A 16,610-nucleotide genomic window follows, 5' to 3' on the forward strand; every position below is an offset into this window, starting at 1 on the left:
GAAAAAAGGGCGGCTAATAGCCGCCCTCAGACTGCTGACAAACCCCTGGCGAGAGCCGGGGGTTTGTGATTCTATGGGTGATGCTGAGAGAGCGTGGACCTGAGCAGACGGCGCTTGAGATAGTGACGCTCGAGGAGCTGGTTCCTGCGGATCACCTGCTGCGCAAGATCGACGCGGTGATCGACTTTTCGTTCATTCATGAGCTGACGGCGCCGCTATATTGTCCCGACAACGGGCGGCCTGCGCTGGACCCGACGCTGATGTTCAAGGCGTTGTTCCTTGGCTATCTGTTCGGGGTTCGCTCGGAGCGGCAACTGGTCCGCGAGATCCAGGTCAATGTGGCCTATCGCTGGTTCCTGCGGCTGCGGCTGACCGATCCGGTGTTCGATGCCTCGACGCTCTCGCAGAATCGGCGGCGGCGCTATGGCGACACGACGGTGGCGCAGGAGATATTCGACCGGATCGTCGAGCAGGCGATCGGGCATGGGCTGGTGGATGGAACGGTGCTCTATACCGACAGCACGCATCTCAAGGCCAACGCGAACAAGAACAAATATGACCAGGCGGTGGTGGCCAAGTCGCGCTCGGACTATTGGGAGGCGCTCGACGCGGCGATTGCCGAAGAACGCAGCGAGCGCGGGCTCAAGCCGCTCAAGCCCAAGGAGCGGATGGCCGTAGAGACCGAGACCAAGCTGTCGCGCACCGACCCGCAGAGCGGCTATATGGTCCGTGACGGCAAGCCCAAGGGCTTTTTCTATCTCGATCATCGCACGGTGGATGGGGGGCTCGGCATCATCACCGATACTTTCGCGACGCCTGCCAACGTGCATGACTCGATCGTCTATCTCGGCCGTCTCGACCGGCAGCGCGAGCGCTTTGGCTTTCCCGTCGCGGCGGTGGGACTGGATGCCGGATACGCCACTACCGGCATCGCCCAGGGACTGGAGGAGCGCGGCATTCTCGGCGTCACCGGCTATCGCAACCCGACGCCGCCCAAGCCGGGCATGATGCGCCGGAGTCGCTTCCGATGGGAACAGGAGCAGGATGGTTATCGCTGCCCGCAAGGCCAGTTGCTGCCTTATGCCACGACCGACCGCCATGGCTATCGGCACTACAAGTCCGATCCCGCCATCTGCCGGCAATGTCCGCTGCTTGCTTCCTGCACCAGCGCGGCCAAGCCCCAGCGCGTCATCACCCGCCATGTCTGGCAGGATGCCCGCGACCGTTGCGACGGTCATCGCCTCACTCCGTGGGGTAAGGCCATTTACAAGCGGCGCAAGGAAACCGTCGAACGCTCCTTCGCCGATGCCAAGCAGCTACACGGCCATCGCTACGCCCGCTTCCGAGGTCGAATAAGGGTGGCCTGCCAGTGCCTTCTCGCCGCAGCCGCCCAGAATATGAAGAAAATCGCCCTCGCCCTGACCCGCCATATCAACCCGCTTCCGGCCTGAACTCAGCGCCGATATCATTCCGGCAAAACCGCACCGGCTCCGCCAGCACTCCAACCAAAACAAAACCCCGCCGCAAAAACGACCTGCAATCGGGAACCAAAGAATCTGCGAAGCTTGCCTTGCCGTCTTCGAACTCGCTCAAATTACCATCATTCAAGGACTCATGGTCCACCCCTTCCTGATCCGAAGATCCCTAATTTCGTGGGACGGAGCATGATCCTACGCCTTACGCAACGACTAGCAACTGAAAAACGGGTCAGCGCTCTTGCCCTTTTTGGTCGGCAAGCAGCTCAATCACTGGCTCGCTGGCACGGGTTTCCACCGAGGGAAGCTCCTCAATTTCCTTGTCGCCCGTCTCGACATTCAGTTCGCGGAATTTCCGGCCCGTCACCAGCACGCGGCCCTCGAAGCTCGCGACGAACCTGTTGTAATGCTCGACCGCGCTGTTCAGCCCACCGCCGACCCGCTTGAGATGGGTGGCAGCAACCGAAAGGCGTTCGTACATCTCCTTGCCGAGCCGGCCGATCGCCCTCGCCTCCTCGGCCATCTTCTCCTGCCGCCAGACGCTGGCGACAGTGCGGGCGAGCGCGACGAGGTTGATCGGGGTCGCGATCAGCACGCGGCGCTGGTGGGCCCAGTCCCACAGCTCGGCATCCTGCTCCATCGCCGCCGACAGGAAATGCTCGCCGGGGATGTACATCACCACATAATCGGCCGCCTCGCCGAAGCGGTCCCAATAGCTTTTCTGGCCGAGCTGGTTGGCGTGGTTGCGCAGCGCGGTCGCGTGCGCCTTGAGCAGGTTGGCACGGACCGCCTCGTCCACCTCCTCGCTGGCGTCGAGATAGGCGTTGAGCGAGCATTTGGCGTCGATGATCAAGCGGCGCCCGCCGGGCAGCGCGACGATCACGTCGGGGCGCAGCCGCCCATCCTCGGTATCGACCGAGACCTCGGTCGCGAAATCGGCATAGGGCGAGAGGCCGGCCTGTTCGAGCACATTGCGCAGGCTCTGCTCGCCCCAGCGGCCGCGCGCCTTGGGACTGGCGCGGAGCGCGTTGACCAGCTTGGCGGCCTCGTCGCGCACCTGCCCCTGGCCGACCCGAACCTGATCGACCGCCTCGCGCAGGCCGGCATAGCTGTCGACCCGTTCCTTCTCGACCCGCTGGAGCCCTTCCTCATAGCGCTTGAGGGTAGACTCGACCGGGGTCAGCAGCGCCTTGAGCTGCGCCTCGCTCTTTTCGCCGGCCTGGTGGAAGCGCTGGTCGGCGCGTTCGAGGAACTGGCGCTGGGCCTGATCGAGCAGCTTGCCGCCGACCTCCGCGAACTGGGCCGAGAGCTGCTCCTTCGCTTCCTGAAGCTGGCGGATCTGCGCCTCGAAGCTTTCGGTGCGGGCCTGCTTCTCGGCCAGCAGCGCCGAACGCTCGATCTCCGACCGGCCGAGCGCGACGCGGCTCTCGTCGAGCGCGCGCCGCAACTCGGTCGCCTCCCCCGCCCCGGTCGCCGCGATCCGGCCGCGCAGCCACCAGCCCAGCCCCAGGCCGATCAGCAGACAGAGGGGCAGAGCAAGGGCGAGGATCGGCGACATCGAGAAATCCTTAAGAACAGAGCGCGAACCTGCCCCGGCCTTAACCCGATTGCAAGCAAAGTCGGTGCTTCCCATCGCCGGTACAAAGGCTAATATGGCCATGGGGGAAGTACGGGGGGCTTGTCGAATGGCGGAGAACGGCGAAGGCGCGTCGCTGGGGGCGCGTATCCGGGGTTTCGGGCCGGTTGCCCGCAAGACGCTCAAGCAGATCGGCCCCGTCCGACTCGTCGTCACCGCGCTGTTCCTGGCGCTGGGCCTGCTGTTCGCCAAATATAGCTGGAACATCATGCTGGCCCGCGATGCCGAGCGGGCGCTGTACGACGTGCGCGCGCTGCTCGCATCGCCGCATGTCGAAACCGATCCACGCATCGTGATGGTCACCTTCAACGAGGAGACGCTGCGGCTGACCGGCCGCCGCTCCCCGCTCGACCGCGCGATGCTGGCGCGCGCGCTGACCCAGCTCGACCAGATGAAGCCCAAGGCGATCGGCATCGATATCCTGATCGACCAGCCGACACCCGAGGACCAGCAGCTGATCGACGCCTTCCGGGGCATGAAGACGCCGACCTATCTTGGCCTTGCCACCAACAAGACCAATTCGGCCTTCATGACCTATGAACAGGAGATGTTCCTCCGGGACTTCCAGAAGCAGACCAGGCCGGGCAACGTCCATTTCACCAGCATCCGCCTGGCCGCCGACCAGGACGGCGTGATGCGCAGCTGGCCCGACCAGCCGCGCGAGCTGCCGCCGCTGATGGCCAATTCGCTGACCCAGGGCTTCCCCGAATATCGCGATCACCAGGGATCGATCCGCTATCGCCTGCCGGTGAACTATGAGCGGCCGGTGTTCGACAAGCTGCCGGTCGAACTGATCGCCAATCCCGACCTGCTCGAGGCGTTCCGTGGCCAGATCGAGGGCAAATATATCCTGATCGGCGGCAACATTCCCGATGTCGACCAGTTCACCACCCCCGCCTCGCGCATGAAGGACCCGGCGACGGGCCGCGTCGGCGAGACCACGATCGGGCTGGAGATCCACGCGACGCTGCTGGCGCAGATGCTCGACCATTTCATGTTCAAGGCGATTCCGAACTGGGGGCTGTGGCTGATCGCGATCGGCGTGGTCCTGCTCGGCGCGCTGACGGCGGTCGGCAACATGAAGATATGGAAGCTGAGCCTGCTGCTGATCGTCCAGCTCGCCGCCGTCGCGGTGGTGCCGTTCGTCTGGCAGTTCAACGGCGTCGACACCCAGGGCCTGCCGGTGTTCGGCTGGCTGATCGGCTGGATCTTCGCCTATTCGGCGGTGGGCACGGCGGCGCGCGGCATCGGTTCGGAGCAGCGCAACTTCGCGGCGTCGGCGCTCGGCAAATATCTGCCGGGCGACATCGCCAAGGACATCATGAAGAATCCCGAGCGGCTCCAGCTTCATGGCGAGAAGCGCGACATCATCGCGGTGTTCAGCGACCTGGAGGGCTTCACCAAGCTCAGCCACCAGATCGAGCCGGAAATGGTGGCACTGCTGCTCAACCGCTATCTCGACCTGCTCTCGGAAACCGTGCTGGCGCATGGCGGCACGCTCGACAAGTTCGTCGGCGACGCGATCGTCGCCTTCTGGGGCGCGCCGATCAGCCGGCCCGACGACGCCGACCGCGCCGTGAAGTGCGCGATCGCGATGTATGAGGCGGGCGAGAAATTCCGTGCGGAGGCGCCCGAGGGCGTACCGCCGATCGGCGTCACCCGCGTCGGCTGCCATCGCGGCGAGGCGATCGTCGGCAATTTCGGCGGCGAGGGCCGCATCCAGTACACGGCGCTGGGCGATTCGATGAACACCGCCGCGCGGCTGGAAGGCGCCAACAAATATCTGAAGACCAAGACCCTGGTCAGCGACACCGTCGTCGAGAAGTCGACCCTGGGCTATTTCCGGCCGATGGGCCGGATCGCCGTGTCGGGCCGGTCGACACCCATGATCATCTACGAACCCGTCCCGGATTTTTCTTTGGAAGCTGTGCAACAGTTCACAGACACGCTCCGTAGATTCGACGATGGAGATATGACTGCATTGGCCGAGTTCGAACAAATGGCCGTAACGAATCCTGATGATAAGGCGCTCGCGAATCTGATAAAGCGTCTTCATGAGGTTGGACCTGGAGGTTATAGTGCTCTCGACAAATAAGCGCCTGCCGCAGGCTGCAATTGCGGCACTTGTTGGACTGATGATCGCCGGGACGGCCGCCGCGGCCCCGCTGGTGGTCCGTTCGGCCGGGCCGTCGGCCAAGGCCTATCCGGCCGGCAAGGCCCTGCCGGATAATGCAAAGATCGTGCTGAAGGCGGGGGACTCGATCGTCCTGCTCGACGGGCGCGGCACCCGCACCCTGAGCGGCCCGGGCACCTTCTCGGCGAGCGGAGCATCGACCGTGGCCTCGGCGAATGCCGGATCGACGCTCGGCGCGCTGGTTTCCGGCGGCGGCGAGCGGCGGGCCCGGATCGGGGCCGTGCGCAGCGCCAGCGGCATCGACAAGAACGCCGGCAAGAACCCGAACGTCTGGTATGTCGACGTGACGCGCAGCACCAACATGTGCATCGCCGATCCCTCGACCGTCACCGTGTGGCGTCCGGGCTCCGATGCCCCGGCGACGATCAAGGTGAGCAAGAGCGATGGCAGCAGCGCCGACATCGCCCTGGCCCCCGGCCAGGCCGCCGCGCTGTGGCCGTCCACCCTGCCCGTCACCGACGGCAGCTCGTTCAAGCTGAGCTGGGACGGCGCCAAGGCTCCGACCAACGTGAAGTTCGTCGTCGTCAAGCCGACCTCGCCGGGTCTTGAGGACATGGCGCAGTCGCTGATCAAGGCGGGCTGCAACGCGCAGCTGGACCTGCTGATCCAGACGACCTCGCTGCCGGGCGGCGGCAACGCCGGCTGAACGCGGACAGCGTCCGGAAGAACAGGGCCGGCGGGGCGACCTGCCGGCCCTTTCTTTTTGGGCTCCGCCGTCGCCACGGCAGAGGCCGGGGCCGTAATAGGCTCCTGCGGCCACGCTGCGGCAAACTCTTGCGGCCCCGGCCTCCGTCGGGGCGACGGAGAGTTACAAAAACATTGTGGCCCTTGCCCACCTTTCCCTATGGACCGGGCCATGACCGACACCGCATCCACCGGCGCCACCCTGACCCTGTTCGACAGCCTGACCCGCGCCGCCCGGCCGTTCGCGCCGATCGATCCCGCGATGGTGCGGCTCTACAGCTGCGGGCCGACGGTCTATAATTTCGCGCATCTCGGCAATCTGCGCGCCTATGTGTTCACCGACACGCTGCGCCGGACGCTCAACTGGAAGGGCTGGCCGGTCAACCATGTCATCAACATCACCGATGTCGGCCATCTGACCTCCGACGCCGACGAAGGCGACGACAAGATGGAGGCGGCGGCGAAGAAGGCCGCCAAGACGATCTGGGAGATCGCCGCCTTCTACACCGACGCGTTCAAGGCCGACCTGAAGGCGCTCAACATCATCTCGCCGACGATCTGGAGCGTGGCGACCGACCATATCCAGGACATGATCGCCTTCGCGCGATCGATCGAGGATGCGGGCGCCAGCTATGAACTCGACAGCGGGCTGTATTTCGACACGTCGAAAGTGCCCGATTACGGCCGGCTCGCCGGAGCGCGGGGGGATGAGACGGTCGCGCGCATCGCCGAGGTCGAGGGCAAGCGCAACGCCGCCGACTTCGCGCTGTGGCGTCGATCGGCCGAGGGCGAGCAGCGGCAGATGGAATGGCTGTCGCCCTGGGGCCCGGGCGCGCCGGGCTGGCACCTCGAATGCTCGGTGATGAGCATGAAATATCTGGGCGAGCAGTTCGACATCCACACCGGCGGGATCGACCATCGCGAGATCCACCATTGCAACGAGATCGCCCAGAACCAGGCCTTCACCCGATCGGGAGAATCCGGCGCCAACTTCTGGATGCACAATAATTTCCTGGTCGATCGCGGCGGCAAGATGTCCAAGTCCAAGGGCGGCTTCGCGACGCTGGCGGGGGTGATCGACAAGGGGGTCCACCCCCTCGCCTATCGCCTGCTCTGCCTGTCGGCGCATTACCGTTCGGAACTGGAATTCTCGCCCGAGGCACTGGCCGCCGCGCTGACCCGGCTGCAGCGGCTGGTGATCGCGGTCGAGGCGCTGCGAGACAAGGCGGGAACCCCCGACTGGCTGCGCGTCGTCGACGAGGCGGCGGCGAGCAAGGGGGCATCCTTCGCCTATCAGCGCGCGGTGATCGAGGATGGGCTGGGCGCGAAGGCGCTGGCGCTGGTGGCGCAGTTCGACGAAGCGCTGTCGAACGACCTGATGGTGCCGCAGGCGCTACCGCTGCTCGAAGCCGCGCTGGCCGACAAGGGCATCGATTCGCAGGAGAAATTGCGGCTTGTCGCGACGATGGACCTGGCGCTGGGACTCGATCTGCTCCGGATCGGACGGATCGACCTGCGCCGCCGTCCGGCGGATGCCCGGATCGAGGAATCGGAGATCGAAGCGCTCCTCGAGCAACGCCAGGCAGCACGCGCCGCGAAGGATTATGCGGAGTCGGATCGTATCCGCGACGCCCTTACGGAACGCGGCGTCGCCGTGATGGACGGGGCCGGTGCGATGCGCTGGGACTGGATTCTAGAGCTTTGATTTTTGCGGGGCCTCAGGCGCCGGCAGCCGTGTCCGCGGCTTTGGCTTTCCTCGCATAAGCTCGGGCGCGCGTTCGCGCTTGCGGAGCCCCGTTGGGTCTCCGAACGTCCTTACGGAACCCCGCCGCAACAGATTGTAAAAAATCCCTGTTCCCCGTCGCCGAAATGACATAGCAATCCCGCATCTTGCGTGGTCGCAACAGGGGCGCGACGCATCCAGGGGGAGCATATCATGGGCACGAAGGCATCCGATCTTTTCATCCAATGCCTGGAGGAAGAGGGCTGCGAATATATCTTCGGCGTTCCCGGCGAAGAAAATCTCGACATGCTGGACAGCCTGTCGCGCTCCAAGAAGATCAAGCTGATCCTCACCCGCCATGAACAGGGCGCCGGCTTCATGGCCGCGACCTATGGTCGCCACACCGGCAAGACCGGCGTCTGCATGGCGACGCTCGGGCCGGGCGCGACCAATTTCGTGACTGCGGCCGCCTATGCGCAGCTTGGCGGCATGCCGATCCTGATGGTCACCGGCCAGAAGCCGATCAAGAAATCCAAGCAGGGCCGCTTCCAGATTCTCGAGGTCGTCGAGATGATGAAGCCGATCACCAAATTCACCCACCAGCTCGCCTCGGCCGACAACATCCCGAGCCGCGTGCGCGAGGCCTATCGCCTCGCCGAGGAGGAGAAGCCCGGCGCGACCCATATCGAGTTCCCCGAGGACATCGCCGACGAGCATACCGACTCGACCCCGATCAAGCCGTCGCTGGCGCGCCGCCCGGAAGCCGAGGACAAGGCCGTCCGCGCCGCGGTGAAGATGATCGAGGACGCCAAGACGCCAATCCTGGTGATCGGCGCCGGCGGCAACCGCAAGCAGACCGGCCGGATGCTGCTCCAGTTCATCGAGAAGACCGGCATCCCGTTCGTCACCACCCAGCTCGGCAAGGGCGTGATCGACGAGACCCATCCCAAGTTCCTGGGCTGCGCCGCGCTGTCGTCCGGCGATTTCGTCCACCGCTCGATCGAGCATGCCGATCTGATCATCAACGTCGGCCATGACGTGATCGAGAAGCCCCCCTTCTTCATGAAGAATGGCGGCACCCCGGTGATCCACGTCAGCACCAAGACCGCCGAGGTCGATCCGGTCTATTTCCCGCAGGTCGAGGTGATCGGCGACATCGCCAACGCGATCTGGAAGATGCAGAAGGACATCGTCCCTTCGGGCCGCTGGAACTTCGACTTCATGATGAAGGCGCGCCAGGCCGAGGTCGATCACACCAAGTCGCTCGAGGACGACACCCGCTTCCCGATCTTCCCGCCGCACCTGGTGAAGGAAGTCCGCTCGGCGATGCCGGCCGACGGCATCATCTGCCTCGACAACGGCGTCTACAAGATCTGGTTCGCCCGCAACTATCCGGCGCGCCAGCAGAACACCGTGCTGCTCGACAACGCGCTCGCCACCATGGGCGCGGGCCTGCCTTCGGCGATGGCCTCGGCGATGGTCTATCCCGACAAGAAGGTGATGGCGATCTGCGGCGACGGCGGCTTCATGATGAACAGCCAGGAGATGGAGACCGCGGTCCGCCTCGGCCTCAACATCACCGTGCTGATCCTCAACGACAGCAGCTACGGCATGATCCGCTGGAAGCAGGCGAACATGGGTTTCCAGGACTGGGGCCTGACCTATGGCAACCCCGACTTCGTGAAATATGCCGAAGCCTATGGCGCCAAGGGCCATCGCGTCGAGAGCGCCGAGCATCTGACCAAGCTGCTGAAGGAATGTCTCGACACCCCGGGCGTCCACCTGATCGACTGCCCGGTCGACTATTCGGAGAATGATCAGATCCTCAACAAGGACATCAAGACGCTCAGCAAGCAGGTCTCGTAATCGCCTTGCGCCCCTGCCACGACCGGCGGGGGCCGCACGGCCCGGGATCGATGCGCCCGCTCACGAGCGGGCGCTGGCTCAAATGGACGGATCGCGATGAAGCTCCAGGACAAATACCCGCTCTACCTCGCCAACGAGGCCCAGCAGCCCAACACCGATCTGAAGGTGACGGACAAGTACACCGGCGAGGTCGCGACGCTGGTGGCGCTGGCCGATGCGAAGACCATCGACAAGGGCATCGAATGGGCGGTGAAGGCCGCCGAGCCGATGGCGAAGATGGCGAGCTATGAGCGGCAGGCGGTGCTGCAGCACTGCGTCGACCGCTTCACCGAGCGCAAGGACGAGCTGGCCTATGCGCTGTGCATCGAGGCCGGCAAGCCGATCAACGACTCGCGCGGCGAAGTCGGCCGGCTGATCGACACCTTCCGCATCGCCGCCGAGGAATCGGTGCGGATGACGGGCGAGGTGCAGCCGCTCGACATCAGCCCGCGCGCCAAAGGCTATCAGGGGATCTGGAAGCGGGTGCCGATCGGCCCCTGCTCGTTCATCTCGCCGTTCAACTTCCCGCTGAACCTCGCCGCGCACAAGATCGCGCCGGCGATCGCGGTCGGCTGCCCCTTCGTGATGAAGCCGGCGAGCCGCACCCCGCTGGGCGCGATCATCATGGGCGAGGTGCTGGCCGAGACCAACCTGCCCAAGGGCGCCTTCTCGATCCTGCCGGCCGCCCGCGACGGCGCCGACCTGTTCACCACCGACGACCGCCTCAAGCTGCTGTCGTTCACCGGCTCGCCCGATGTGGGCTGGGACCTGAAGGCCCGCTGCGGCAAGAAGAAGGTGGTGCTCGAACTGGGCGGCAACGCCGCGGTGGTCATCGATCATGACGCCGATCTCGACGACGCGGTCGAGCGCACCGTGTTCGGCGCCTTCTACCAGTCGGGCCAGTCGTGCATCGGCGTGCAGCGCATCCTGGTCCACGACCAGGTCTACGACGCGTTCAAGGCCAAGCTGGTCAAGCGCACCGCCGGCCTGATCGCGGGCAGCCCGCATGACGAGAAGACCTTCGTCGGCCCGATGATCGACGTGAAGGAGGCCCAGCGCCTCGACAACTGGATCCAAGAGGCGACCGCCAAGGGCGCGACGCTGCTGTGCGGCGGCAAGCGCGAGGGCGCGATGCTCGAGGCGACGCTGCTCGAGAATGTCGACCTCGAAACCAAGATCAACCGCGAGGAGGCCTTCGGCCCGGTCGCCTTCCTGATCCGCTTCAGCGACTGGCACGAGGCGCTGAGGATCGTGAACGATTCGAAGTTCGGCCTTCAGGCCGGCATCTTCACCCGCGACATCTTCAAAATCCTCGACGCCTGGGACGATCTCGACGTCGGCGGTGTCGTCGTCAACGATGTGCCGAGCTACCGGGTCGACAACATGCCCTATGGCGGCGTCAAGGATTCGGGCATCGGCCGCGAGGGCATCCGCTTCGCGATGGAGGACATGACCGAGATCCGCAATCTCGTCATTCGTCGGCGAAGCGTCTGAATTGGCTTTTGAATGATTGCTTTGGTCGGCCAAAGCGGGATAGATTGTTTCGATCGTGACGGCCAGGGGCATATGTGGCGTCACGGCAGGGCATCGGCAGGTAGGGAGCGCCGAATTGGGGGGTAAAGTCTCAGGCGGGCTGACCTTTGTCTACGGGCTTCTGGGCGCCGCCGTCTTCGCTATGGGTCTCCTCTTCCTTGCCGTCACCGGCAGCGCGGAGCGGGCCGACGCATCCTCCTCGTCCAGCTGGTCGGGCAATCCGCATGTGGGCGTCGCCTCCTGCGCGGGATCGACCTGCCATGGCCGCAGCGAACCCACCGGCGCCACCGTCCGCCAGGACGAGATCCTCCACTGGCAGAGTGCATCGAGCGAAACCGGCGCACACAGCCGCGCCTTCGCGGTGCTCGCCTCCGCGCGCGGCCAGGCGATCGCCGCCAAGATGGGCATCGGCCCGGCCACATCGGCCGGCGAATGCCTGGGCTGCCACGCCGATCCCGCCTATCCGGGCAAGGGCCCGCGCTGGCAGGTGGCCGATGGCGTGGGCTGCGAATCCTGCCATGGCGGCGCCGGCGGCAGCAACGGCTGGCTGACCACCCATTATGCGGTCGGCCAGAGCCATGCCGCCAATGTCGCCCGGGGCCTCTACCCGCTCGACCAGCCCCGCGCCCGCGCCGAAAAATGCCTCGACTGCCATTTCGGCAGCGACAAGCCGGGCCAGTTCGTATCGCACCGGATCATGGCCGCCGGCCATCCGCGCGTCGCGTTCGAACTCGACCTCTTCTCGGCGCTCCAGCAGCACCATGACGAGGATGCCGACTATGTCCGCCGCAAGCACCGGACCAACAATGTCCAGATGTGGGCGGTCGGCCAGGCCGTGGCGGTGAGCCGCCAGACCAATTTGTTCGCCAATCCCAAGCTCGGCACCGACGGCATCTTCCCGGAAATCTACTTCTTCGACTGCCACAGCTGCCATCGCCAGATCGTCGACGGGCCGAACGGCAAGGCCAACTGGGTTTCCAACCCCGGCCGGCCGATCCCGTCGGGCATGCCGCCGTTCAACGACGAGAACATGATCATGCTCTCGGCGGCGGCGAAGGTCGCGGCGCCGGGCGCCTCGGCCAGGTTCGATGCCGACTCGAAGGCCTTCCACGCGGCACTGGCCCGCGACCGGGGCAGCGCGGTCGCCGCCGCGCGCCGCCTGTCCGCCTCCGCCGAGGGACTTGCCGACAGCATGGCGCGGACCAGCTTCGGCCGCAGCGAAAGCTTCGCGATCATCGACAGCATCGCCAGCAACACCATCACCGCGCGCTTCACCGACTATGAAGGTTCGGCGCAGGCGGTGATGGCGATCGATACGCTGCTCAACGGCCTGGTTCGCCAGGGCCATGTCAGCGAGGATCGCGCCCGCAACGCGCGCGGCGCGATCGACCGGGCCTATAAGGCGGTGGGCAACAGCAACGCCTATCGTCCGGCCGAATTCCGGGCGGCGCTGGGTCAAGCAGCGGCGTCGATAAGGGCCCTCAAATGACCTTTGCCTCGCGTGCTGTAGCTGCTCTTACCAGTGCTGCCTTCGTGCTGGCCTCGTGCGGCGGAGGCGGCGGCGGTTCCTCGCCCACCCCGACCCCGACGCCCACGCCGTCGCAGACCCCGGTCTTCGCGGTGCCCGCGCAGGAGGCGCTGACCGCCGCCGACGTGCAGAAGGTCCTCGCCCAGACGATCGAGGAAGCCGCCGCGCGCGGCAAGCCGGCGGTCATCGCGATCACCGACCGGGTCGGCAACGTCCTGGCCGTCTACCAGATGAACGGTGCGCCGACGACGCTGGCCGTCCAGACGCGGCACCGTAGCGTCACCCCGACCGATCTTGAGGGGCTGGTGCTGCCGGGCACGGCCGCCGCCAATCCGCTGACCGCAGCCGCGATCGCCAAGGCGGTGACTGGCGCCTATCTGTCGTCCTCGGGCAACGCCTTCTCGACCCGCACCGCGAGCTTCATCGTCCAGGAGCATTTCCCGGCCGGCGCCAACCAGCTTCCCGGCGGTCCACTGTTCGGCGTGCAGTTCAGCCAGTTGCCCTGCTCGGACCTCAACCAGCGCTTCGTGCCCGGCGGCGGCACCGGCGCCTTCATCGGGCCGAAGCGTTCGCCCGTGGGCCTGGCCGCCGATCCGGGCGGCTTCCCGCTCTACAAGAACGGCGTCGTCGTCGGCGGCATCGGCGTGATGTCGGACGGCCTCTACGGCTATGACCCGAACATCGACGATGTCGACAGCGACGATGACGAGTTCATCGCGATCGCCGGAACGATCGGCTTCGAAGCGCCGGAGGCGATCCGCGCCAACAATATCCAGGCGGTCGTCCAGCTGCGCTACAGCGATGCGACCAGCGCCGGCCTGCGCACCAACCCCGCCAATGCGCGCGCCTTCTCTGCGCTCAACGTCGCCTCGGTCGGCTCGCTGGTCTCGGTCGGCGGCTATTATGCGGCTGCCAGCGGCGTGCTGGGCGGCAACGCCTATGGCAGCGAGGCATCGGGCTATCGCGCCGTCACCGCGGCCGAACGCAGTGCGGGCACCAGCATCGACAATGTCGACGCCTTCATCCTGACCGACGGATCGGGCGGCAACCGCTATCCGCTGCGCGCCGGCACCGATGGTGCCCGCGTCTCGGCGCCGCTGACCCAGGCCGAGGTCAAGGCGGTGCTGGAGGAAGCCTTCAAGATCATGAGCCGGGCGCGCGCGCAGATCCGCAAGCCGCTCGACAGCCCCGCGCAGGTCACCATCTCGGTCGTCGACACCGACGGCAGCGTGCTGGGCCTCGCCCGTTCGCCCGACGCGCCGATCTTCGGAACCGACGTGTCGCTGCAAAAGGCGCGCACCGCCGCCTTCTTCTCGGGCCCCAACGCCGCGAGCGACCTGCTCGGCGATCCGAGCGCCGACGTACGCAGCTTCGTGGCGGGCACCCGCGCCTTCTTCAACGACCAGACCGCGCTGACCGGCAAGACCGCCTTCGGCGCGCGCTCGATCGGCAACATCGCCCGGCCCTTCTTCCCGGATGGCGAGGTTGCCCGCTCGAACGGCCCGCTGTCACGCCCGTTCAGCGCGTGGAGTCCCTTCTCGACCGGCCTGCAGAGCGCGCTGATCCTGACCAACGTCGTCCAGAACGTCACCTTCGCGCTGGGCGCCTCGCAGACCGACACGCGCCAGCGCTGCACCTTCATCCCGGACGTGCCGGGCAAGGCGCAGAACCGGCTGCAGAACGGCATCCAGATCTTCCCCGGCGGCGTGCCGATCTATCGGGGCAGTACGCTGATCGGTGCAATCGGCATTTCGGGCGACGGCATCGACCAGGACGACATGATCTCGTTCCTGGGCCTGTTCAACGGCGGCGCGCGGGTCGGCACGGTCGGCCATGCGCCGATGAGCATCCGCGCCGACACGCTGGTGGTCAATGTGGGGGCCGGGGTGCGGCTGCGCTATGTAAACTGTCCGTTCGCGCCGTTCCTCGACACCTCCGAACAAGTCGTGTGCGACGGTAAGTAATGGCGGCCGCGCTCTCCTCCCTGCTGCTCCATGCGGTAGCGCTGGCTTCAGCCGCCCCCGGCGATGCGACGGCTGCGACGGGAGATCCCGCGCCGGTCGATGCTCCGGCGACGACCGCCCCGCCCGCCGCCGACCCGGCGATGCTGGCGACCCCGTCCGCCGCCCAGGTGTCCGCGCCGGCCGAACCCGGCGCCACCGTGGCCGACCCGATGATCGACGGCCGCCGCCGCCCCGGCTATGTCCAGGAACTGCCGGCGCCGGTCATCCAGAACAATCCCGGCGCGGTCCATGCGCCGCCGCCATCGGCCTTCCCGACCGACGAATTCCCGATTCCCGACCGCTGGCGGCTGGCCAAGGCGCTGTGCCCGGACAAGAATTATGTCGGTATCCAGAATGTCTGCCATTCGCAGTTCGACCCCTATCATCAGAACAGCCTGAAGGCCGACCGGCCGATTCAGCTCGACAAGAAGCCCTTCTTCCTGCCGATCACGGGCGACGACTGGTTCTTCGGCATCAACGCGATTTCCGACACCATCCTGGAGCCGCGTTCCTTCCCGACGCCGGTCGCGGACCAGACCAGCGACCGTCCGGGAGCGATCGGCCAGTTCGGCCGGCAGAACAGCCTCGTCGCGGTGCAGACCGCGCTGTTCGGCTTCGGCCTGAGCAAGGGATCGACCGCGTACAAGCCGCCGGACGTCGAATATCGCGCGCTGTTCGCCTATCAGGTCAATTATGTGAACGTCGAGGAACGCCGCGTCCTCAACGTGCGCTCGTCCAAGCCCTCGCACCGTACCGACGTGTTCTTCGCGGTGCAGGAACTGTTCGTCGACAAGCATCTGGGCAACCGTTCGGACCGCTACGACTTCGACTCGCTGCGCATCGGCATCCAGCCCTTCCAGTTCGATTTCCGCGGCTTCCTGTTCCAGGACAACCAGCTGGGCGTCCGCCTGTTCGGCAACCGGGACAACAACCGCTACCAGTTCAACTTCCAGGCGATCTGGCGGCTGGACAAGGACACCAACAGCGGCCTGAACGACGTGACCCGCAAACCGCGCGACGATTATATCCTGAGCGCCAACCTGTTCGCGCAGGATTTCCCGCTGCAGGGCCTGACATCGCTGGTCTCGGTGACCGCCAATTATAATCGCGAGAAGGGCCGCGAACTCGACCATAATGGTTTCCCGGTCCGCCCCGCGCTGCTGGGCGACCAGCGGCCGCGCGAATATGACGTCTATTATCTGGGCTACAGCCTCGACGGCCGGATCAAGCGGTTCAACCTGTCGTCGACCGTTTATGGCGCGTTCGGCGAGGACCGGAACAGCTTCTTCACGTCCAGGCCGGCGAAGATCCGCGCGCTCTTCGCGGCGGCGGAGCTGAGCTACGACATCGACTGGATCCGCGTGAAGCTGTCGGGCCTCTACACATCGGGCGACGGCAAGCCGAAGGACAACAAGGAAACCGGCTTCTCGGCGATCTTCGAAAATCCGATCTTCGCGGGCGCGGACACCAGCTACTGGATCCGCCAGACCGTCCCCTTCGCGGGCGGCGGCGTCAATGTCGCCATCTCGCCGCGCAATGGCATCATCAACGACCTGCGCACCTCCAAGGAGCAGGGCCAGTCCAACTTCAACAATCCCGGCACGATGCTGCTGGGCGTCGGCGCCGATTTCGACATATTGCCGCAGCTCCGCTTCTCGGCCAACCTCAACCATCTGTGGTTCGAGAACACCGCGACGCTGCGCGAGCTGCGCAATGAAGGCAGCATCCCGAAGACGATCGGCTGGGACCTGTCGGGTGCGCTGATCTGGCGCCCCTCGATGGTGCAGAATGCGGTCTTCCGACTGTCCGGTGCGATCCTCGACCCGGGCAAGGGCTTTTCCGATCTTTTCGCCAATTCGCGCGGGGACGACCGATATTATTCGGTTCTGTTCAACGCGATACTGAGTTTCTGAGGATATGATGCGGGCT

The 16,610-nt window shown here is 65.7% G+C and carries 10 protein-coding genes; 9 read left to right on the forward strand and 1 reads right to left on the reverse strand.

Annotated features, from left to right (window positions below):
- Nucleotides 1-80 precede the first annotated feature (80 nt).
- Nucleotides 81-1,451: an IS1182 family transposase gene (locus tag CMV14_RS14025; RefSeq protein ID WP_066969895.1), complete on the forward strand. Its 1,371-nt coding sequence runs from the start codon at nucleotides 81-83 to the stop codon at nucleotides 1,449-1,451.
- A gap of 256 nt (nucleotides 1,452-1,707) precedes the next feature.
- On the opposite strand, the gene CMV14_RS14030 is transcribed toward CMV14_RS14025, so the two are convergent.
- Nucleotides 1,708-3,033, reverse strand: a complete 1,326-nt coding sequence (locus tag CMV14_RS14030) for a DNA recombination protein RmuC (protein WP_066969893.1) — start codon at nucleotides 3,031-3,033, stop codon at nucleotides 1,708-1,710.
- A gap of 127 nt (nucleotides 3,034-3,160) precedes the next feature.
- Between CMV14_RS14030 and CMV14_RS14035 the strand changes: the two genes are divergently transcribed.
- From CMV14_RS14035 to CMV14_RS14070, 8 genes are all read left to right on the forward strand, one after another.
- Nucleotides 3,161-5,206: an adenylate/guanylate cyclase domain-containing protein gene (locus CMV14_RS14035; RefSeq protein WP_066969892.1), complete on the forward strand. Its 2,046-nt coding sequence runs from the start codon at nucleotides 3,161-3,163 to the stop codon at nucleotides 5,204-5,206.
- Nucleotides 5,190-5,951, forward strand: coding sequence for a hypothetical protein (locus CMV14_RS14040; protein ID WP_066969890.1), 762 nt, complete (start codon nucleotides 5,190-5,192; stop codon nucleotides 5,949-5,951). Before CMV14_RS14035 ends, CMV14_RS14040 begins: the two co-directional genes overlap by 17 nt.
- Before the next feature lie 210 nt (nucleotides 5,952-6,161).
- Nucleotides 6,162-7,694, forward strand: coding sequence for a cysteine--tRNA ligase (gene cysS / locus CMV14_RS14045; protein WP_066969899.1), 1,533 nt, complete (start codon nucleotides 6,162-6,164; stop codon nucleotides 7,692-7,694).
- Nucleotides 7,695-7,925: 231 nt separating this feature from the next.
- Nucleotides 7,926-9,578 carry an acetolactate synthase large subunit gene (locus tag CMV14_RS14050; protein WP_066969888.1) on the forward strand — a complete coding sequence of 551 codons (1,653 nt, stop codon included), beginning with the start codon at nucleotides 7,926-7,928 and terminating at the stop codon, nucleotides 9,576-9,578.
- 96 nt (nucleotides 9,579-9,674) lie between these two features.
- Nucleotides 9,675-11,111, forward strand: coding sequence for an aldehyde dehydrogenase family protein (locus CMV14_RS14055; RefSeq protein ID WP_066969886.1), 1,437 nt, complete (start codon nucleotides 9,675-9,677; stop codon nucleotides 11,109-11,111).
- Between the two features lie 115 nt (nucleotides 11,112-11,226).
- Nucleotides 11,227-12,639 (forward strand): multiheme c-type cytochrome, encoded by a 1,413-nt coding sequence (locus CMV14_RS14060; RefSeq protein ID WP_083216172.1) that lies wholly within the window; start codon nucleotides 11,227-11,229, stop codon nucleotides 12,637-12,639.
- Entirely contained in the window at nucleotides 12,636-14,642 is a 2,007-nt protein-coding gene (locus CMV14_RS14065) for a heme-binding protein (RefSeq protein ID WP_066969883.1), read from the forward strand. The genes CMV14_RS14060 and CMV14_RS14065 overlap by 4 nt, the downstream gene beginning before the upstream one ends.
- Nucleotides 14,642-16,594, forward strand: coding sequence for a hypothetical protein (locus CMV14_RS14070; protein ID WP_066969881.1), 1,953 nt, complete (start codon nucleotides 14,642-14,644; stop codon nucleotides 16,592-16,594). The genes CMV14_RS14065 and CMV14_RS14070 overlap by 1 nt, the downstream gene beginning before the upstream one ends.
- Nucleotides 16,595-16,610 lie beyond the last annotated feature (16 nt).

It is taken from the genome of Rhizorhabdus dicambivorans, from assembly GCF_002355275.1.
GTDB lineage: Bacteria > Pseudomonadota > Alphaproteobacteria > Sphingomonadales > Sphingomonadaceae > Rhizorhabdus > Rhizorhabdus dicambivorans.